Annotated in this window: 12 protein-coding genes; 3 read left to right on the top strand and 9 right to left on the bottom strand. The window is 59.7% G+C overall.

Going from position 1 to position 20,597, the window contains the following annotated elements; translation table 11 throughout:
* Window positions 1-5: 5 nt before the first annotated feature.
* Window positions 6-818, bottom strand: a complete 813-nt coding sequence (xthA, locus tag ACRRSD_RS04765; RefSeq protein ID WP_435037309.1) for an exodeoxyribonuclease III — start codon at window positions 816-818, stop codon at window positions 6-8.
* Window positions 819-1,110: 292 nt separating this feature from the next.
* Here xthA and ACRRSD_RS04760 point away from each other — a divergent pair, with 292 nt between their 5' ends.
* From ACRRSD_RS04760 to ACRRSD_RS04750, 3 genes are all read left to right on the top strand, one after another.
* Entirely contained in the window at window positions 1,111-1,761 is a 651-nt protein-coding gene (locus ACRRSD_RS04760; RefSeq protein ID WP_435037308.1) for a GNAT family N-acetyltransferase, read from the top strand.
* Between the two features lie 66 nt (window positions 1,762-1,827).
* Window positions 1,828-3,555 carry an autotransporter assembly complex protein TamA gene (locus tag ACRRSD_RS04755; RefSeq protein ID WP_435037307.1) on the top strand — a complete coding sequence of 576 codons (1,728 nt, stop codon included), beginning with the start codon at window positions 1,828-1,830 and terminating at the stop codon, window positions 3,553-3,555.
* The gene (locus ACRRSD_RS04750; protein ID WP_435037306.1) at window positions 3,552-7,226 is read left to right on the top strand and encodes a translocation/assembly module TamB domain-containing protein; all 3,675 of its coding nucleotides are present in this window, start codon (window positions 3,552-3,554) and stop codon (window positions 7,224-7,226) included. The genes ACRRSD_RS04755 and ACRRSD_RS04750 overlap by 4 nt, the downstream gene beginning before the upstream one ends.
* A 205-nt stretch (window positions 7,227-7,431) precedes the next feature.
* Here the strand turns inward: ACRRSD_RS04750 and ACRRSD_RS04745 are convergent, their stop codons facing one another.
* From ACRRSD_RS04745 to ACRRSD_RS04710, 8 genes are all read right to left on the bottom strand, one after another.
* Window positions 7,432-9,918 (bottom strand): fimbria/pilus outer membrane usher protein, encoded by a 2,487-nt coding sequence (locus ACRRSD_RS04745; RefSeq protein WP_435037305.1) that lies wholly within the window; start codon window positions 9,916-9,918, stop codon window positions 7,432-7,434.
* A gap of 85 nt (window positions 9,919-10,003) precedes the next feature.
* Window positions 10,004-10,753: a fimbrial biogenesis chaperone gene (locus ACRRSD_RS04740; protein ID WP_435037304.1), complete on the bottom strand. Its 750-nt coding sequence runs from the start codon at window positions 10,751-10,753 to the stop codon at window positions 10,004-10,006.
* Window positions 10,754-10,827: 74 nt separating this feature from the next.
* Window positions 10,828-11,415, bottom strand: a complete 588-nt coding sequence (locus ACRRSD_RS04735; protein ID WP_435037303.1) for a fimbrial protein — start codon at window positions 11,413-11,415, stop codon at window positions 10,828-10,830.
* Window positions 11,416-11,523: 108 nt separating this feature from the next.
* Window positions 11,524-12,171, bottom strand: a complete 648-nt coding sequence (locus ACRRSD_RS04730; protein WP_435037302.1) for a response regulator — start codon at window positions 12,169-12,171, stop codon at window positions 11,524-11,526.
* A gap of 22 nt (window positions 12,172-12,193) precedes the next feature.
* Window positions 12,194-15,355: an ATP-binding protein gene (locus ACRRSD_RS04725; protein WP_435037301.1), complete on the bottom strand. Its 3,162-nt coding sequence runs from the start codon at window positions 15,353-15,355 to the stop codon at window positions 12,194-12,196.
* An 87-nt stretch (window positions 15,356-15,442) separates the two neighbouring features.
* Window positions 15,443-16,630 carry an EAL domain-containing response regulator gene (locus tag ACRRSD_RS04720; RefSeq protein ID WP_435037300.1) on the bottom strand — a complete coding sequence of 396 codons (1,188 nt, stop codon included), beginning with the start codon at window positions 16,628-16,630 and terminating at the stop codon, window positions 15,443-15,445.
* Complete coding sequence (locus tag ACRRSD_RS04715; RefSeq protein ID WP_435037299.1) at window positions 16,617-19,430, bottom strand: ATP-binding protein; 2,814 nt, start codon at window positions 19,428-19,430, stop codon at window positions 16,617-16,619. The genes ACRRSD_RS04720 and ACRRSD_RS04715 overlap by 14 nt, the downstream gene beginning before the upstream one ends.
* Window positions 19,431-19,521: 91 nt before the next feature.
* On the bottom strand, window positions 19,522-20,526 hold the full coding sequence (locus tag ACRRSD_RS04710) for a fimbrial protein (protein WP_435037298.1): 1,005 nt from the start codon (window positions 20,524-20,526) through the stop codon (window positions 19,522-19,524).
* Window positions 20,527-20,597 lie beyond the last annotated feature (71 nt).

Below are 20,597 nucleotides of genomic sequence, written 5' to 3'. Positions count from 1 at the left end.
GAAGATCAGGCCAGTTCAAGCCAGATCGGCGCATGATCGGACGGTTTTTCCATCCCGCGCAATTCATAGTCGACACCCGCGGCTTTCACTCGCGGCAACAAACCATGGGACGCCAGAATCACGTCAATGCGCAGGCCACGCTTGGGCTCATCCTCAAAGCCACGGCTACGGTAATCGAACCAGCTGAACATGTCGGTCACATCCGGGTTCAGGTGGCGATAGCTGTCAGTCAGACCCCAGTTCTTCAGACGGGCCATCCACTCGCGTTCTTCCGGCAGGAAGCTGCATTTGCCGGTTTTCAGCCAGCGCTTCATGTTGTCCGGGCCGATGCCGATGTCGCAGTCTTCCGGAGAAATGTTCACATCGCCCATCACCACCAGCGGCTGTTCGTTGTGGAACTGGCTTTCCAGCAGTGCTTGCAGATCGTTGTAGAAGCGCTGCTTGGCGGGGAATTTGGTCGGGTGGTCGCGGCTTTCACCTTGTGGGAAATAGCCGTTCATGATCGTCACCGGCACGCCATTGGCGTCGGCGAACGTGCCCCAGATAAAGCGACGCTGGGCGTCTTCTTCATCGGTGGCGAAACCCTTGTGAATGGCGATCGGTTCCTGACGCGAGAGCATCGCCACGCCGTAATGGCCTTTCTGGCCATGGAAGTACACGTGGTAGCCGAGGGCGCGGACTTCTTCGAGCGGGAACTGATCGTCGTGGACTTTGGTTTCCTGCAGGCCGATGACGTCTGGCTGGTGTTTTTCGATCAGCGCTGCCAGCTGATGCGGACGGGCGCGCAGTCCGTTGATGTTGAAGGAAACGATCTTCATGGTCGGCAGTCCTGGCAAAAGGGCGATGCTAGCTGACAGGGGGGAAATGGGCCAGTGTGGGAGAAATCATTTTGGCCTGTGGGATTTGTATTGTGTGTGAGGTCTTCGCGAGCAGGCTCGCTCCCACGGGGTACGTGATCTAAATGTGGGAGCGAGCCTGCTCGCGAAGAGGCCAGCAAAATCGATGAAGATCCAAGGTTGGTCTATATCTGTGGGGAACCACGCCACCCGCAAAAGGTTCGTACCAACAAGAGCGCCGCCATTTGCACGCGCCCCGGGGAGAATTACCGTTATGCCTGAAACCCAGACCGCCATCGCCGACATTCATATGCTCGACCGCGGTTATTCCCGCGAAGCCCGCTCGCTGCTGTATCAGGCGTATCGCCATGAGCCGACCTTCGGTTACCTGTTCGAAGCCGAACGCCCCGGTTACGAACAGCGCGTGCGGGCGACGGTGCGGGAACTGGTCAAGCAACACTTTCTGCAGGATCTGCCCGCCATCGGCCTGTTGGTCAACGACCGTTTGATCGGCATCGCCCTGATCGCGCCACCACAACGCCGTTTGGGCATCACCGAAAGCTGGGCGTGGCGCCTGCGCATGGTGCTCAGCACCGGTTTCCGCTGCACCCGCCGCTACCTCGAATATCACGACGCCGTTGCCGCCTGTGTGCCCGGCGATTCGGTGCACATGCTGCCGCTGCTGGGCATTCACCCACAATTTCAGGGCAAGCACTTTGGCGAGCAACTGCTGAGCGCCGTGCACAACTGGTGTGCGGTCGATGAAACCTCGCAAGGCGTGGTGCTCGACACTGGTAACCCGCGCTATCTGGAATTCTATAAAAGGCAGGGTTACCAAGAGATCGGCGAAGTTGCCGTCGGCCCGGTGCGCGAACATGTGTTTTTCCACGCCAATCCGCAGGTGTTACAAACTGCAACAGCATGACAATCGAACTTCTTGGGAAATTTCCTGTTCTATCACGCTCCCAAGCCCGTGATAGCATCCGCGCCTATGAAGTTTCCAGGAAGATTTACCAGTGGCGTGCTCCTGCTGTTAACCAGCTGCGCGGCGCTGGCGCAAAGTGAATTGGATGTGCGGATCAAACCGTCCAACGATGAACTCAAGGCCAATATAGAAGGCTATATCGGCAGCCTCGGCGATCGTGACGAAGAAGCCCTGCAGCGCTTCAGTCGCGGTGCCGAAGAGCAGGCGCGCAAAGCGGCTCAGGCGTTGGGCTACTACCAGCCGCAGATCGAAAGTGACGTCAAGGGCGGCAAAAAACCGCGTCTGGTGCTGAACATCGATCCCGGCGAGCCGATCCGCCTGCGCAACGTCACCATCCGTGTTGACGGTCCGGCTGCCTCCCTCAAATCCTTTCGTGTACCGAAAAGCGACGTGCTCAAGTCCGGCGCGGTGCTCAATCATGGCCGTTACGAAGACGCCAAAAGACTTATTCAGAATCAGGCCTCGCGCTTCGGTTTCTTCAGTGGCCATTTCACCAGTCAGAAACTCATGGTCGACCCACGCGCCGGTGTGGCCGACGTCGAACTGATCTACGAAAGCGGCCCGCGTTATGCGCTGGGCAAAGTCAAATTCGAAGGCGACACGCCGTTCGACGAAGACCTGCTGCAACGCATGGTGCCGTTCAAGGAAGGCGAGCCGTACGACTCCGAGCTGATCGCCGAACTCAACCGCGATCTGCAATCGAGCGGCTATTTTGAAGGCATACGCGTCGATGCCGCACCGACCGCCGCGAAAAACGACGTGATCCCGGTGGAGGTCAAACTCGACACGCGCAAGCCGCGCACCATGGGTCTGGGCCTCGGTTATTCGACCGACGTCGGCCCGCGCATCAAAGCCAACTGGACCCGCCACTGGGTCAACCCACAAGGCGACAGCTATGGCTGGGAAGCCGAACTCTCGGCGCCACGGCAAAACGTCGGCTTGTTCTATGACATCCCGCTCGACCCGCCACTGACCGACAAACTGCGTTGGGCCGGCGGTTATCAATTCGAAGACATCGACGGTTCCGACACGCTCAGCAAACTGCTGACCTTCGGCCCGGAATGGCACAGCAAATTACCGAGCGGCTGGCAGCGAGTGATCTCGCTGAAATGGCAGCGCGAAGAATATGAACTCGGCGACGACTCCGGCCTGAGTACCTTGCTGATGCCCGGTATCAGCTATTCCTACCTGAAAAGCGACAACCGCATCGACCCGCACAACGGCTATCGCCTGAGCTTCGAAAGCAAAGTGGCCAAGGAAGGCCTTGGCTCGGACAACAACCTTTTATATGGCACCGCGCTGGTCAAAGGCCTGACCACGGTGTTCGACAAGCACCGCTTCCTTGGTCGCGTGCAGGTCGGCGGCAGCGCCACCAACGGCTACAACTCGATTCCGCCGTCGCTGCGTTTCTTCGCCGGTGGCGATCAGAGCGTGCGCGGTTACGACTATCAGAGCCTGTCGCCGAAAAACTCCGACGGTGACCGGATCGGCGGCCGCTACATGGTCGCCGGCAGCGTTGAGTATCAATACTCGATCGCCGAAAAATGGCGCGTCGCGACTTTCGTCGATCAGGGCAACTCCTTCAACAAACTCGAACTGCCGAACCTCAAGACCGGGGTCGGTATTGGTGTGCGCTGGGTCTCGCCGGTGGGGCCGATCCGCCTCGATCTGGCCCACGCACTCGACGACGATGGCGGCATCCGGCTGCACTTTTCCATGGGGCCTGAGCTGTGAAGCGTGGTTTGAAAATTACGGCACTGGCGTTGTTGGCGCTGGTGTTGTTGATTGTATTGAGTGTCACCGCCGTACTCGGCACGGCGGCCGGCAGCCGCTGGGTGCTGGGCCTCGTGCCGGGCTTGAGCGTGGAAAATTTTCAGGGCCGCCTCGGTGGGCAATGGAGTGCCGATCATCTGCTGTGGCAGCAGGACAGCAGCCGCGTCGAACTGAACAAGGCAATCTTCGCCTGGTCGCCGCTGTGCCTGACGCGCATGACCCTGTGCATCGAACAGCTCAAGGCAGATCAGGTCATTCTGCAATTCCCGCCGAGCGAAGAGACGACCGAGAGCGGCCCGATCAAACTGCCGGATCTGCAATTGCCGGTGGCCATCGAACTGGGCGACGTGCAGGTCGGCAGCCTGCTGTTCAACGGCAGCGAACAGCTCAAGGGCTTGCAACTGGCGGCGCACTGGACCGCGCAGGGCATGCAGATCGACAGCGTGAAATTGCAGCGCGACAAGCTCAGCCTGAACCTGTCCGGCACACTTACGCCGACCGGCAACTGGCCGCTGAACATCGCCGGTGACCTGACATTGCCGTCGCCGGGCACTGGGCCGTGGACACTGGCGTTGAAGGTTGATGGCGACCTGTTGAAAACCCTCAACCTGCATGCCGACAGTCATGGCTACCTCGACGGCCAGTTGAGCGGCGAATTGCAACCGCTGGCGGAAAACCTGCCGGCCAAGGTGCGCATCACTTCCGACGCGTTCAAGCCGAGCGCCGATCTGCCCGACACTCTGCAACTCAATCAACTGCTGTTGACCGGCGAAGGCGATCTGAAAAACGGTTATCAGTTAAACGGCAACGCCACGTTGCCCGCCGATAAAGGCCCGGTGGCGCTGCTGCTCAAAGGCAAAGTCGACGCCAGCGGTGCGCAGATTGCCGGCCTCGACCTGACGGCCAACGACAAACAAAGCCTGAAACTCACTGGCAGCGTCGACTGGAGCAAAGGCCTTACCGCGCAAGCCAACATCAACTGGCAGGATTTCCCGTGGCACCGGCTCTATAACGAAATCGACGAGCCAGAGGTCGCCTTGCGTACGTTTACTGGTGAAGTCTCCTACACCGACGGTCAGTACCTCGGTAACTTCGCCGCCGCGCTGGATGGCCCGGCGGGCGCGTTCACCCTCAGCAGTCCGTTCAGCGGCAGCCTTGAACAGATCGCTTTGCCGCAGTTGAAAATGGAAGCCGGGCAGGGCAAGGCTGAAGGTCACGTCAACGTCCAGTTCGCCGATGGCATCGCCTGGGATACTGCGCTGGAGCTGTCGGCGCTCAATCCGGCGTACTGGGTCGCCGAGTTGCCGGGCACCCTGGCCGGGCCGCTGAAAAGCCAAGGCGAAATGAAGAACGAACGCCTTAGCCTCACCGCCGATCTCGACTTGAAAGGCAAACTGCGCGGGCAACCGGCGATCCTCCAAGCCAAGGCTGACGGCGCTGGCGAACAGTGGAACCTCAACGCCCTGCAAATCCGCCTCGGCGACAACAGCATCAACGGCAAGGGCAGCCTGCAACAGAAACTCACCGGGCAGATCGAAATCAAGTTGTCGCGTCTGGCCCAGCTCTGGCCGCAACTGCGCGGGCAGGTCACCGGTCAGGTCAATGTGGCCGGTACGTTGAAGGCGCCGCAGGGCAAACTCGACCTGCAAGGTTCGCAACTGGCGTTCCAGGACAATCGCCTGCAAAGCCTCAACCTCGATGCGACTCTCGACAGCGCGCAACGGGCGAAGATCGATCTGAAAGGCAGCGGGATTCAGGCGGGTGACACCAACCTGGGCGTGTTGACCGCCAGCGCTCAAGGCGACATCAAGAACCAGAAACTCAACCTCGACCTGATCGGACCAAAATTGAAGCTGGCCCTCGGTCTGGACGGCAATCTGGACAAGGGCAACTGGCGCGGACGCCTGGCCAGCGGCGACATTCAGGCCGGTGGCCAGGACTGGAAACTGCAAAGCCCGGCCAAGCTCGAACGACTAGCGGATGGCAAAATCAACTTCGGCGCGCATTGCTGGATGTCCGGCGATGCCAGCCTGTGCGGTGAAGATCAACGGCTGATGCCGGAGCCGAAACTGCGCTACCACCTAAAGCAATTCCCGATCGAAAGCCTCGCGCAATGGATGCCCAAAGACTTTGCCTGGAAGGGTAAGCTCAACGCCGACCTGCAACTGGATCTGCCGGCCAGCGGCCCGAACGGCGTGGTCAGCATCGACGCCAGCGGCGGTACCTTGCGCATGCGAGAAAAAGATCAGTGGCTGGATTTCCCCTACCAGACGCTGAAACTCACCAGCAAACTCACACCGAAGCGCGTCGACACCGAACTCAATTTCGTCGGCGGCAAACTCGGTGAGCTGATGGTGCAAGCACAGCTCAATCCACTGCCGAAAAACAAACCGCTGAGCGGCTCGTTCCGTCTGAGCGGGCTGGATCTGTCGGTGGCGCGGCCGTTTGTACCGATGGTCGAAAAACTCACCGGACGCTTGAATGGCAGCGGAACGATTTCCGGCGGGCTATTGGCGCCGCTGGTCAACGGCACCGTGCAACTGAGCGACGGCGAAGTGTCCGGCGCTGAGTTGCCGATGGAGCTGCAGAACCTGCAACTCACCGCCCTGATTGCCGGCGAGTCGGTGCGCCTCGACGGCGGCTGGAAAAGCGGCAAAAGCGGGCAGGGCAGCCTCAACGGCAACGTTGCCTGGGGTCAGGCGCTGGTGGTCGATCTGGCGTTGAAAGGCACGCAATTGCCGGTCACCGTCGAGCCGTATGCCAAGCTGGAAGTGGCCCCGGATCTGAAGATCTCCATGGCCGGTGACGAGCTGAAAATCGCCGGCAAAGTGCAGGTGCCCAAAGGCGAAATCACCGTGCGCGAACTGCCGCCGTCAACGGTGAAAGTCTCCGACGACACGATCATCGTCGGCGCGCAGACCGAAGAGGGCAAACCACCGCTGGCGATGAAAATGGACATTGACGTGGTGGTTGGCGAAGACAAACTGGCCTTCGCCGGTTTTGGCCTGACCGCCAATGTGCAAGGTCATGTGCACATCGGCGACAACATGGACACCCGTGGCGAGCTGTGGCTCAACGACGGCCGCTACAGCGCCTACGGCCAGCGTCTGCAAGTGCGCCGTGCGCGGCTGTTGTTCGCCGGCCCCCTCGATCAGCCGTATCTGGACATCGAAGCGATTCGCCAGACCGACGACGTGATTGCCGGCATTCGCCTGAGCGGCAGCGCCGAGCAGCCGACCACGCAGATCTTCTCCGAGCCGGCGATGAGTCAGGAACAGGCGCTGTCCTATCTGGTGTTGGGCCGTCCGCTGAGCACCAATGGCGAAGACAACAACATGCTTGCGCAAGCGGCGTTGGGGCTCGGTTTGATGGGCAGTTCCGGGGTCACCAGCGGGCTGGCCAAGGATCTGGGGATTCAGGACTTCCAGCTCGATACCGCAGGCAGCGGCGATGCCACCAGCGTGGTGGCCAGCGGCAATATTACCGAGAAGCTCAGTTTGCGTTATGGCGTCGGCGTGTTTGAACCGGCCAGCACCATTGCGCTGCGCTACAAGCTGAGCAAGAAGGTCTATGTCGAGGCTGCGAGTGGTGTGGCGAGTTCGCTGGATATTTTCTACAAGCGCGATTTCTAGACCGTAACTGGTTATTTGAACCGAGGCGCGGCCTTCGCGAGCAGGCTCGCTCCCACATTCGATCTGTGCCAGGCATGGATTTGAATTCGCTCGAAATCCCCCTGAGGGAGCGAGCCTGCTCGCGAAGGCGTCTTCTCATTCATCGATGATGCTGAGGTTACCGACCTCTTCGCGAGCCGGCTCGTTGCTGATTTGATCTTTGGATTTACTGGGGCGGGCGGCACACCAGCGAGGCCCGCTCGTAGTTCAACGCCTTGTCACGTTCAGGTAACGCATACGGTGCCTCACAACGCTGGCCTTGCCAGTTGATGGTCAGGGTGCCGGCGTCGTCCGCGACCAGCGCCAGAGCCTTGCCGCTCGGGTCGGAGATCGCCAGTTGCTTGCCCGCGGCATCTTCCAGCGACGCACCAAACGGGATTGGCTGGTGCTGCGCATCGAACAAGGCAAATTGCACCCGGCGTCCGGTTTTGCTCGCGTAGCGTGCCAGCACCACGGCCCCGCGGCGCGGCACCACTTGCTGGGTGGCGTTTTCAATTTCAAAGTCGCCGCCCAGGTCGCGGGTGTCGAGGCTGATCCAGTTGACCCGATACGGCTGCGCATTGGATACCACGGCAAAGCCATTACCGGCGGTTTTCGCGCCCGAGAAACTGGCGATCTTCACACCTTTGACCCCGTCGACCTGCGCCAGCGCAAAGGTCTCGCCGACGGTCTGCCCCAGGTTGATCCCGCCTGCGTGGCCGACGACCGAACCGGCAACATTGAGACTCTGTGAATTGTATCCGCGACCCTGGCTGTAACCGGCGCTGATGTCCATCACTGACGTTCGCGTGCTGAGGTTGGCCGATCCGGTGCTGCCGCCGGTGTTGCTATTGCCACCTTGCACCGAGTAATAGGTGTCGCTGTCTTCGGACAGGTAACCATTGATGCCGACCTGCGTGCTGCTGTTGTCCTTCTGTGTGCTGGCCGAGACAAAAGCGCGCGGCGCTCGGGGTTTGGAACCCAGCGGGAAAGACAGCGACAGGTTGAGCAACGTGTCGTTGTTCGCCGGGCCATAGTTGCCGACATCCTTGGTGTAGGTAGCGCTGAGGTTGTAGCTGACGTCGCCCCAATAGTTGCTGTATCCGGCCGACAGAGTTTGCGAGCCACCGCGTCCCCAGTAGCGCTGGTCGGAGGCGTTGAGGTAGAGGCTGCCGAATTCCTGATTGCGTCCCAGGCTCTGGTTGATGGTCAGGTCGGTGCGGGTTTTCGAATTGCCGGTGCGCTGCTCACCCTCACGGCTCAGTTCTTCGACGTGTTCGCTCAAGGTGCGATAGCCCTCGGTCGAATAGCGATAAGCGGCGAGGGTGAAGTTGGTGTCAGTACCGGTGAACGTCTTGGCGTATAGCGCGCGCAGGCTGTTGCCCTTGAGCGTCTGGCCGAAGGTGCGACTGCTGGAGTGAGTCAGGTCGAGCGAGATCGCGCCGATGGCGGTGTTGCGACCGGCACCGACCGACAGCGCCTGAAAATCCTCGGTGGCCTGGGTGCCGACAATCGCCGACAGGTTACTGCTGACGCCATAAGCCACAGTGCTGCTGATAAATTCCGGCGTTTGCTGGTCATCGCTGTTGCTGTTGTAGCGGCCCGCCGAAACGCTGTACTTCAACTGGCCTTCGCGCACCATGATCGGCAGGCTTGAAAAAGCCTGCACGGTCACCCGGCGCCGGCCATCGGCTTCGATTACGGTGATTTCCAGATCGCCGTTGGAGCCGCTGGGGTAGATGTCGCTAATCTCGAACGGCCCGGGCGGCACGTTGGCGGTGTACAGAATGTAATTGTTCTGGCGAATTTCCACGGTGGCGCTGGATTGCGCAATCCCGCGAATCACCGGTGCATAGCCGCGCTCGCTGTCGGCGCGCATGCCGTCGTCAGAGGCCAGTTTCAAGCCGCGATAGCGCACGCTGTCGAACAGGTCGGCGTCGGAGAATATATCCCCGGCACTGAACTGGCCTTTCAGCGCGGTGACGTCATGTTGCAGATAGCTGCGGTTGCTCTTGAAGGTACTCGGCCGGCCGGTGCTGCTGTTGAAGTTGGATTCGTTGCGCAGGCGCCAGCCGCCGAGGTTGATGCCATTGCGCAGGCCAATGTTATTGGCAAATGTGGTGTCGGTATCGGTGCTGTTGCGATTGCTGCTCAGTTGATAGTTGATGAACGCCGCTGGCACGCCTTCGTCCCACAGCGCCGGATCGACGTAGCCGCGGCGACCGCGCTCCATGGCGCTTTGCGGCACGCTGACCAGCAAACGCAGGCGCGGCACGTCATAACGCACGGTGGCGTGGTCGATCAACGCGGGCAGGTCGAGGCAGGTATCCGCGTCAACCTCGCCGAGTTTGCCGTGAGCCTGCAGCTTCGCGAGGTCAACGCCCACTTGCTGGAGCATGTCCAGGGTCAGGCAGGCTTCAACCTTGTTGCGCTCGGGATGACGGTGGAAATCGATATCGCGGCGGCCCACCAACATGTCGTTGCCGTAGAGGTCGACCCGGTAAGTACCGGGGAGTACGCGACTGCCGGCGAGCAGCGACTGCAGATCGACCGAGGAGGGTGCGCCTTGCAGAAACGAAGTATTGAACTGTTCATCGGCGTCGGCCAGACACGTCGTGCTGAACACCAGGGCAACCGAAAGCGGCGCCAGGCCATCGCGCTTGATTAGAAACATTCAGGAACCCTATATCACCTCCGATACGAACTAACGGAGCGAAGAGAAATACAGTGAAAGTGCGGCTGTTAAAGCGGCACGCGAGTTATGGCGATTCTTTATCGAGGTTTGCGCTAACTTCGGCGCTGCTGGAAAGTTGCGCGACATAACGGTCTCGGGCGCCATAGTCGTTGATGCTGCTGAATAAAAGGCGTGGCGCATTGATTGCGTGAAGTTGTTTGAGCTCGAACTCTTTTTGTTCCCCCGGGGCAATCATCATTGAATCAAAGGGATGCTCGCTGGTTGCGCCGGATTGCACGGTGATATCGGCGATCGACACGTGATACAGCCCCGGATTTTTTACCAGCAGCACATGTTTGCCGGCGCGCTCGACCAGGCGCCAGGTCAGCTCGGTCGGAGCTTGATAGGCATTATTTTTCAAACCGGCAGGGCGGAAGAACACCTTGATGCGCTGACGCACCGCCAACTGCAAGGTATTGGCGGTTTTTGCCGATTGCGGGATTTCCTGCACGTTCAGCCACACCACCGACTCTCGGTCTGTGGGCATGCCGGTGCCTTCGTAAATAACCCGCAAAATCTGTTGCTCATCACCACTGACGCGCACCAGCGGCGGGGTTACGGCGAAAGGCACCGTGCCGGTTTCGTTGCTGTCGGTATCGACCCAGGACTGAATCAACACGTCTGCACCGTTGTTGCGCACGGTGATGCCGGCTTCCTTATGCTTGCCGTCGAAAATCAACCGGGTGCTGCTCAAGGAAATACCGGCCATGGCCTGATCGACGGCAAACAGGCCCAGAAGGCCGACGCAAAGGGACAGGGAAGAACGTAAAGACATGAAGAGTTTCCGCGCAGAGTGAAGGAAAGTGCAGGGCCGTCAGGCCCCGCACAGTGTTCGCTGAATCGCGCGGTTTATTCGTATTGCAGGGTGAACGGCAGGGTCGCATCACCGCGACCGGCTACCGCCAGTTTCGGGTCAACGGTGGTGACGTAGGCCGCAGAGAATTTCAGTGTGGTGTTGCTGTCCTGCAGGGTGTTTTCGATGCGTGCGGTGGTCGGCGAAGTCAGGTCGATCACAGCGCCGTTGGCATCCAGCAAAGCGATGCCGATGCCTTTCGCAGCGCCCAGACCGTCGATCAGTTTCAGGACCTTGGTACCGGTTTCGATCCCCGAGCCTGCGCCCTTGGTCGGTTCAAAGATCATTGCCACTTTGGTCCCGGCGTTGCAGTTGATCTTCATGTCGAAGTTCTCGACGCTCAGCGTGCCGTTGCCTTTCGGTGCGGTGGCGGTGCCCATGTCCTTGATCGACACCTCCCCCATATTTACCGAAATGGTTTTGTCCTTGCCGGCGCCTTCCACCGAGCAGGCATCGTTGTTGATGGTGCCGGTGAAGTTGATGGTGCCACTGCCAGCCTTGGTAGGTACAACCGGATCGGCCGCCAGAACATTACCGGCAGCGAAGATCGATAGGGCGAGAAGCGTGCGAGACAGTTTTTTCATGTTGCTTTTCCATTGGTGGGGTTAAAGCAACACAATAAAACCCGGGCTCGCGGTGGAACATCAGACGATTCCTAGATGCGCGGATGTTACGCGAAAGTGCACAGTTGTTTATTTGAACAAGTTGCGTTCGATGCAATAAGCCAGTAACTCTTGATCGCTATTGACTTCAAGTTTGCGCATCGCTGAAATTTTCTGCGTACTGATGGTTTTGGCACTTCTGTTCAATCCCCTGGCAATTTCGTTAACGCCCTGGCCTTGAACGAACAGTCGCAAAATTTCATGTTCCTTGGGCGACAGTCGGGAAAAGCGTTCATCCAGATCGGCGCCATCGTTCAGCACGGACGTGGGGGCTGGTCCTTTACGGCGTACCCGGGAGCCTTTGGCAATGGCTTTGAGCGCCACTTCTATTTCAGCGTGCAACTGGCTTTTCTGAATCACCGCCAGCACACCGAGTTCCTGCAGGCGGATCAAGATCAGAGGATTGGAAATCATGGTCAGGACCAGCACCCTCACCTCGGGAAAATGCCGGGTCACGTATTCCACCAGCTTCAGGCCGTCACCGTAAGGCGAGTCACCGGGCATATTGAAATCGGTGATCAACAGGTCCACCGCTTGGGACTTCAGTAACTCGATCAAACCATCGGAACACACCGCTTCGCCCACCACGTTGAAGCGTCGGTCACGCTCAACCAGCTCCCGTACTCCCAGCAGGACGATGGGATGATCATCGGCGATGACAACGTTGAAGGTTTCCATGGGTGCTTTATCCAGAGTGAAATTATTCAAGGGTGTCGAGCAGGTCAGTCAGACGCGCCAGCTGTTGGCGCACTTCCAGGGCCAGCGCCGGGGTGATCGCCATGCCGGTCAGGCGACATTCCAGTTCGACAAACGCACTGGCCAGGGCTTCGACCCGCACGGCGCCCAGTGCCCCGGCCATGCTGTGCAGTTGCTGTGCGACGCTGCTGGCGTCGGCCGCATCCAGCGCGGTGAGGGTGGTCTGGACATCGCCGCGCAGGGTCGAGACAAACAGCTCGCGCATTTTTGGTGAGAGGGGCGGTGCAGCGTCAGCGACTGGCGCGATCGCTGTCTGGCAGTGGCTTTGCAGCTGCGTGCGCAGCGTCGTCAGGTTCAACGGCTTGACCATCCACGCGTTCATGCCGACGGCGGCGCAACGTTCGCCTTCTTCACGCAGGGCATTGGCGGTAACGCCGATAATCGGCAGCGTCGCATCCTGCTCGCGCAGTGCGGCGGCCAGTTGGTACCCGTTCATGACCGGCATGTTGACGTCGGTCAGCAGCAGATCGAACCGTCCGGGTGCCCATTGCACCAGCGCCTGTTCGCCATTGGCGGCGACCACGACCGAACAGCCCAGCGCCTCCAGTTGTTCCTTGATGATCGCCGCGTTGATCGTATTGTCTTCGGCCACGAGCACGCGCAGATTCAGCGCTAGGCTGTTTTGCGCCTGCGCAGTCACACGTGGGTGACTGGCGCCGTGTCGGGCCAGCGCAATCGCCCAGCCAATGGCGCGTACATCGTCGGCATCGACCTGCCAGCCACTGCCACTTACCTGCGCCGGATTGGGACCGCCCGCAATGGCGACGATTCGCGGGCCATCGAAGACTGTGGCGTTGGCCAGCGGCGCCAGGTCCACCAGCAGCGCTGCAGGCGGTGGCAACTCGTGCGTCACCAGACGACAATCGAGGCCAAAGCGGTTAAGCCAGGCGCTCAGATGCTGCGCCAGTTCGGCCACCGGTGCCCGTACATAAACGGCGGCGCCGCCGGCCATGAAGGATGGGCAATCGGCGAGGCTGCCCGGCGCGCAATCCAGCGTGAGCGAAAAGTTGAAGCGGCTGCCCAGTCCCGGTTCGCTGACCACGTTCAACTGGCCATGCATCAGCTCACACAGCCACTTGCAAATGGCCAGCCCCAAACCCGCGCCCGCATGACTGTCGGCTTCGTTGACTTGATAGAACGGGTCGAACAACTGCTGTTGCTGCGCCCGGGAAATGCCCACGCCCGAATCGCTGACCTGCCACTGCACCTCCGCGCGACCGCCAGTGCTTTGCAGCACACGAACGCGCATGACCACGCGGCCGTTGTCAGTGAACTTGATCGCGTTGCTCAGCAGGTTGTTGAGGATCTGCCGAATGCGCTGCGCATCACCGAGCAGTTGATCCGGCAGTGCCGCATCGATGCAGGCATACAGCTGCAACCCTTTGCCACGGGCAAACGCGCCGTAGCTGCGCACGACGTCTTCGGTCAGCTCCAGCGGACAGAACGGCTGAAGTTCGAGATTCATTTGCCCGGCCTCGATCTTCGACACGTCCAGCACGTCGCTGATCAGCTTGAACAAACTGGCCGACGAGCGCTGGATGGTATCCAGATAAGCCTGTTGACGCGGGTTCAGCGTGGTCAGACCGAGCAGTTCCAGAGTGCCGAGCACGCCATACAGCGGCGTGCGGATTTCATGGCTCATCGTCGCCAGAAACCGGCTCTTGGCCTGATTGGCCGAATCGGCGGCCTGGCGCGCGACCTCAAGCGCCGCCGCGTCTTCGACATGCCGTGTCACATCGTGCAGTGCACATAGCCAGGCGTCCTGGCCCTGATAACGGGTGGCGACGAAGGCGACATGCAAATGCCGACCTTCAATCTCCAGTTCGGCATGGCCATGGCCGGTCGCTGTCTGTCGGTCGAGCAGGTTGATCAGTTCGCGGGTGTCGTGCCATTGCTGGGCGCGCTGGTTCTCCAGCAGCACATGATGATCGCGGCGGCTGATCACGCACAGGCCGGTGGGCGCGGTGTCGATGACCGCGCGGCTGAACGCTTCGCTTTCGGCGATGCTCGCGTGGGCACTTTGCGCAGGAAGGATAACGCGCTGGGTGTACCAGCGATTCAGGGCGCGGCCACTGCCGAGCAGGGCGAGTACAAGGACCGAAAGGCACATCAACGGCCACAGCGCGTAATCGAGAAAGCTCTGCACACTGATGACATAGATCGCCGTCCAGTGCCGTTCACCGGGACTGGTCAGCTTGAACACCAGGCCATCTGTAGTCAGATTCGCGCCTTCCTTGAGCACTTGACCGGGCTTGAGCGCACCGATCAACACGGTATCGTGGGGCGTGATCAAGGTGAAGTCGTCGTAAATCGACCACGCCATCAAACGCTCTATGTTGTTGACCTGGGACAGTTTCAGCAGCGAGCCGACTACCGCCCAGGAGTTGGCGCCTTCGATGGCCTGCGTTGGTTTGCTCAGATTGATCCGCACGTAGGCCAGCAGAGTCGGGGTAACGTTGTCCTCCTCGGCGAACGCGTAGGGCACCCAGTGAACCTGCGCTGAAGTCTGCGTGCGCCGTTGCATGTTCATCCGGGTCATGAGCTCGACGAAGGTGCTTATCTGCGTCGGCCCTGCACCACGCAAACGGCCGGCAGCGGGCACGGCGATATCGAAATTGTCCGGCCCGTTGAGCAGGATCACCTGCGGCGACTGGTAATGCGAGGCTGCCCAGAAGGCGCTGTAATAAGCCGCCAGATAGCTGCCAAGGGCAAACACCTTGGGGTACTGGTCGGGGGCGATTCGCTCCGGATCGATCTTTACGCTGAACGGCAGTGAAAACGCCAGGCCTCGACCTTCATAAATGTTCGGTCCTTCTTCGGGCAAGCGCTTTTGTACAACAGGCGGCGTCGCAGTTTCGGGAAAGTACTCACCCTTGGCGCTGGCCCTTGAGATATCGTCGAGAAAGGCTTCCTGCTCGCGAATGTTTTCCATCAGTCGGGCGAAGTGGAACTGCAGGGTATCGCGCTGTTCATCCACCATGCGCTGCACGCCCAGATAACTGACGCCCAGCAACAGCAGGACTAGCGCACCGAGAATCAGCAAGCCCTTGTTCAGGCGCAGCGAGCTGCTGGCAAGTTTTTCCAGAAAGGCATTGGGGTGCGACATCAAAACGCCCGGTCAGTGAAAGTGGTCAAGTGTGCAGACAAGGATGACATCCATGGCCAGTGGCGGTCCTCCTTCGCATGCTGCGGGTCACCAGACATTCGCCGGCCCGTCATGTCTGAGCAACTGCTGGAACTGCTCCGAAGACACCGCGTGGGAGATCAGGAAACCCTGGACCTGAGTGCAGTCGATTTTACGCAACAGAGCAAGTTCTTGCGCGGTTTCCACGCCTTCGGCGACCACCGTCAGGCCCAGTTGGCGACCCAACGTGACAATGCTGGTCAGCGCCTGCGCGAGTTCGGCGTTGCTGTTGCAACCCTGCACCAGCGCGCGGTCGATTTTCAGCTCGGTGAAAGGCGCCGACACCAGGTTCATGTAAGAACTGTAGCCCTTGCCGAAATCATCCTGAGACAACCCGAAACCCTTGATCCGCAAGCGGCAGGCGCCGGCGTAGAAATTACTGATGTCATCGGGCACCGAGCATTCCATCAACTCGAAACAGATCCGCGCCGGCAGGCCTTCATGTTGCAGCACGAAAGCGAGGATGCGGTCGGGCAGATCATGGCTGTTAAGCAGGTGCGTCGGCAGATTGATCGACACCGGGATGTCATAGCCCTGCTGGCGCCATACGGTTTGCGCGGCAATCGCCTGCTCCAGCATTCGCCAGAGCAGACGCTCTTCGAGGTCGTAAGCAATCAGCGCCGGTAGAAATGCCCCCGGCAACAGCGTGCCATGTGCGGGGTGCTCCCAGCGCACCAAGGCTTCGGCGGCGACGATGCGGCCATTGTCCAGCGCCTTTTTGGGTTGGAACCAGGCCTGTAATTCACCCTTGTCCAAGGCGTGCAGAATACTTTGCCGATCAATACCGGGCTGCGTTGCGACCGGGGCGGCCTGGCGCAGCGTCTGCAACTGCTCGATCAGACAGCGCAAGGCAGCGCTATTGACCGGTTTGGAAATCAGCCCGATGACTTTGACTTGCAGGTTGCTCGCCACCAGGCTCGCGCCCATCAGCATGCGCCGCGAGGCAGCGCTCATGATCGCCAGTGCCGGGCGCGAGGACTGCGCGGCCAGGCCCTGGATGAACTGCACGCCGTCCATGCCTGGCATCAGCAAATCGGTGAGGACCAGATCGAATTTCCGGTTTTTCAGGCACCGCAAGGCTTCTTCGCCATCCCGGGCAAACTCCAGATCGAAGACGCCCAGCTCATTGAACAGATTCTGCAAGTACAGGTGCTGGAACGGGTGATCTTCGACAATCAGCAGGCTACAGGACTTCATCGGCGACTCGTTGGTAGGGAGCCAGGACGATCGACAAGGCTCTTAGCGTAAAAGGTTTGACCAGGCAATGGTTCATGCCGGCTGCCAGGCACAGGGCTTCTTCACCGCGCAAGGCGTTGGCGGTGGCGCCGATGATCGGCGTGGTGCACCCCAAACGGCGCAAGGCTTTGGCCAGTTCATAGCCGTTGAGTCGCGGCATGTTGACGTCGCTGAGCACGACGTCGAAGGTGTCGTCCTGCCACAGTGACAACGCCTCTTCGCCGTCGCTGGCCAACGTCACCGTGCAGCCCAGCTCTTGCAACTGGTCGCGCAGGATCAACTGGTTGATGGCATTGTCTTCGGCCACGAGGATGTGCAGGTGTAATGGCGCCAGCATCTGGGTTTCTGTCTGTTGTGGATGCTCAACGATCTGTCCGCCCTGAGCCTGACGCACGGCCTGGCGGATCGCGGCCAGATCATTCAGATTCGCCATCCAGCCTCTGCCCGTGCATTGCGGCTCACAGGCAGCATCACCGCTGGCCAGTACGCGCGGTCCTGACCAGTGCAGTTCGCTGCGTTGCTCCATTGGCGCCGGGTACAGCTCCAGCAACACACCAGCGTCGGCTGGTGCAGGGTTGGCCGGCGCGCCGAGGTGCGGTCGAGCACCCCAACGGCGCAGCCAGCCCGCGAGGCTTTCGGCCAGTTCGCGCACCGGCGACACCACGTAAACGGTTTCACCCGTCAGCTTTGGCGTTGCTGCGGGTAATCCGCTGCCCGCGCGTTGCTCCAGCGGCAAAGTCAGGGAAAAACTGCTGCCCAGCCCCGGTTCGCTGACCATGCGCAGCGTGCCGTTCATCAAATTCGTCAGCCGCAGGCAGATCGGCAGGCCCAATCCCGTGCCCGCGACCGCGTGGCTACTGCCTTGGGTCTGATAAAACGGCTCGAAGATAAATGCCTGATCATCGTGGGCAATGCCGCGACCGGTGTCCGACACCTGCCATTGCACGCAGACGCGCTCGCCCTCGCGGGACAACGCTTTGACCCGCAACACCACGCGACCGGAGTCGGTGAATTTGACCGCGTTGCTCAACAGATTATTGAGAATCTGCCGCAGCCGGCTGACATCGCCGATCAGGCTGTCGGGCAGTTGCGGATCAAAACAGGCATACAGTTGCAAACCTTTGCTCTGCGCCGCCGCCGCGTATCCCTGCACCACCTCCTGCGCCAGTGCCACGATGGAAAAATCGCTCAGTTCCAGCGCCAGTTGCCCGGCCTCGATTTTCGACACATCGAGCACATCGCAGATCAATTGCAGCAGCGTCGCGGACGAGCCTTCGATCGCGCGCAAATAGCTTTGCTGCTGGCTGTCGAGCCGAGTGCGGGCGAGCAGTTCGAGGGTGCCGAGCACGCCATACAGCGGCGTGCGGATTTCGTGACTCATGGTCGCGAGAAACAGGGTTTTCGCTTCATTGGCGGCATCCGCCGACTGGCGCGCCTGCTCCAGCGCCGCTTCGATTTGCCGGCGCGCGCTGATGTCGCTGAAAGCGCAGAGCAACACGTCTTCGCCTTTGTAGCGGGTCGGCGCGCAGCTCAGGTACAGGTGCCGGCCATCAGCGGTGTCGAAATAGTCGGTCAGGCTGGGCGCCTTTTCGTCAAACGCAGCACGGATCCAGCCGGGGCCCAGTTGCTGGCTGCACGTGCCCAGCCATTGTTGGGCAAGGGTATTTTCCAGCACCACCTGGCCATCGCTGCGGCGCAATACGCACAGCGCCACTGGCGCGGTCTGGATCACGTCGCGGCTGAACAACTCGCTTTCCACCAGCGCCTGAATCCGGTGCAGGGTCGGGGTGATAAAGCGGTGTTCCAGGCGTCGGGTCAGCAGGCACACCAGACTGATGCTCGCCAGACAGAACAGCAGCGCGCCGAGCATCTGCGGCCACAAGGCCCAAAGCACCGCCAGCAAGTCGATGGAGTAGGTGAGTTGCCAGTCCGATGACTTGAGCTGTTTGCGCAAAACCAGTTGTTCGGGCAGCCAGCCGTCACCGACGAAACCGAAGAAATCCTGCTGCCGCAGCAATGGCTGAGGCTGCCCCGGTGGCGGCTTGTGGCTGTTGCTGAAGAGCGGCATCCCTTGCGAGTTGAACATGGTGAACTCGCCGGCGCTGTGGTCACTCAAGGCATTGGAGACTTCACGGTCGTCCATTTCCAGACCGAGCCAGCCGGAATCGAGGTCGCGGTCATCCAGGCGAATGAAAATGTACAGCTGCGAGTGCCCTTGCGCGTTGTGCGTCAGCCAGATTTCTTTCAGGGCATCGGTGTTGTCGCGCTTGAAGGTTTCCAGGCGGTCAAGCATCGCACGCGGAAAATCGCCGGCCATCGGCGTTGTGTTGTACAGGCGCCAGACCTGTGTGTCGGCACCGCTGCTGACGTAGAGCAAATTCAGTTTGCGCAGTTGCAGAAAGTCGCGCATGCGCTGGGTCAGCCAGATGCTCCATTGCTTGCCCGGGGTCTGGCCCAGCAGCAGACGAATCTCTTCTTCGGACAGCGGCGCGCTCAATGCGGTCTGGCGAGTCGCCGACAAACTGAGGCTTTCCAACAGTGCTTCGCGGGTGGTGAAAAAGGTGTGCGCCTCGGCGATAGCGCTGCTCATGTAGCTGCGCCGCTGGGAGATCTCGTTGTTGAAAGTGAACAGCAGAAAGCTGTACACGCCGCCGAGAATCCCCACCAGCAACACCAACGCGAATATGCGCAACAGGCGCCGCGCAGCATGAGGCGTCGACAGGAACGGGCTGATCTGGTGGAGGTAATTCTTCAATCGCATGCCGGCACAGTAGAGGCGGCCGGATGTGGCGAAAATCAGACGATTCTTAAAGAGGGTGCGGACAATTGGCTAAGCGAACGTATCAATGGATTCAAAGGTAACTCATGACAAACGCAATGGTTGCGTTAGCTGTTCCGGCGCGCATTCCCTTGTCAAACCCACCATTCCCACCCGTTTCAGCAATGCGAAAGTATCGAGCACTCAGCGGGATCTTCAAGTTGCCTCCAGCAGAGGGATAGTCCGTGAATACATAGCTTTGATGAAAAACGAACGGGTTTCCATCGCTGTTGAGTACTTGCAGAGCCACGCCCTGAGCTGTCGAATCGGCACTCAGCTTGACGATGCCGTTCGTGGAGTTCTGCGCGGGGGAAGTTGAGGTCGGCAGTAGGGTGTAAGTTACTTTGTTTATGCCTATCGGGCAGTTGTTAAGGCTGATGTTAAACCTGACGGATTCAGAATAGGTGCCGTTACTGGAAAATGCACTTATGTCATGTGAACCCATGTCTACTTTGATGTCAGGTGTTTCGCATGATTGAGGGACGATGGTTGTGCCGTTGGTCGCCATTGCTAGTGGTGATACACCGTCTGCATGGAAAACCCCTAGTGTTCCTGCCGGGATTGTCTGTGCATCGATTACATCCGCTATTTTGATTATTCGTAGCACATGACTTGTGGTGTCCCATCCGTATCCGCCCGCCTCTCGGCGAATGCCCGGATAAATGGGTATGGTTATATTGTCTTTGAAGGACCACTGCCATGCGAGCCCGGTGTTTCCGATTGCGTAAACAAGGTCACCCGATTTAGACACACCAACGTTGTTCTGAACACCATATGAAAACTCGTTAGTGCATTTATACGAGCTGGGCGTAGGTCCAAGTCTTAATGGAGGACTTTCATAGATTACGGTGCCGTTAGGGGTGTCACGAGGAATCGAAAGCGTAGCGGGTACTTGCATAGTGAGAGTTGTTTGATGATGGCCCGGATAGAACGAGCAATTAGCCGCGTCCGCGTAGCTGGACACGAAGAGTAACGACAGACATAGCGTGTGAATCAATTTAGTTAGCTGGAGCGGGCGCTGGAGTTTGAAACGTTTCATGGAAAGGGTTTACGTATCGGCCAATGAACGGCGTACGTTAGCCACAGCACTCAAGCCTGAACATCAGGCGA

Origin of the sequence: Pseudomonas neuropathica (assembly GCF_051174785.1) — a bacterium.
GTDB lineage: Bacteria > Pseudomonadota > Gammaproteobacteria > Pseudomonadales > Pseudomonadaceae > Aquipseudomonas > Aquipseudomonas neuropathica_A.
This window is presented reverse-complemented; position numbering and strand designations above follow the sequence as displayed.

Bases quoted from the DNA above. Each gene is read 5' to 3' on its own strand.
- ACRRSD_RS04720 (WP_435037300.1), bottom strand. From the start codon at position 16,630: ATGAAGTCCTGTAGCCTGCTGATTGTCGAAGATCACCCGTTCCAGCAC.
- ACRRSD_RS04710 (WP_435037298.1), bottom strand. From the start codon at position 20,526: ATGAAACGTTTCAAACTCCAGCGCCCGCTCCAGCTAACTAAATTGATT.
- ACRRSD_RS04735 (WP_435037303.1), bottom strand. From the start codon at position 11,415: ATGAAAAAACTGTCTCGCACGCTTCTCGCCCTATCGATCTTCGCTGCC.
- ACRRSD_RS04755 (WP_435037307.1), top strand. From the start codon at position 1,828: ATGAAGTTTCCAGGAAGATTTACCAGTGGCGTGCTCCTGCTGTTAACC.
- ACRRSD_RS04740 (WP_435037304.1), bottom strand. From the start codon at position 10,753: ATGTCTTTACGTTCTTCCCTGTCCCTTTGCGTCGGCCTTCTGGGCCTG.
- ACRRSD_RS04745 (WP_435037305.1), bottom strand. From the start codon at position 9,918: ATGTTTCTAATCAAGCGCGATGGCCTGGCGCCGCTTTCGGTTGCCCTG.
- xthA (WP_435037309.1), bottom strand. From the start codon at position 818: ATGAAGATCGTTTCCTTCAACATCAACGGACTGCGCGCCCGTCCGCAT.
- ACRRSD_RS04760 (WP_435037308.1), top strand. From the start codon at position 1,111: ATGCCTGAAACCCAGACCGCCATCGCCGACATTCATATGCTCGACCGC.
- ACRRSD_RS04715 (WP_435037299.1), bottom strand. From the start codon at position 19,430: ATGCGATTGAAGAATTACCTCCACCAGATCAGCCCGTTCCTGTCGACG.
- ACRRSD_RS04730 (WP_435037302.1), bottom strand. From the start codon at position 12,171: ATGGAAACCTTCAACGTTGTCATCGCCGATGATCATCCCATCGTCCTG.
- ACRRSD_RS04725 (WP_435037301.1), bottom strand. From the start codon at position 15,355: ATGTCGCACCCCAATGCCTTTCTGGAAAAACTTGCCAGCAGCTCGCTG.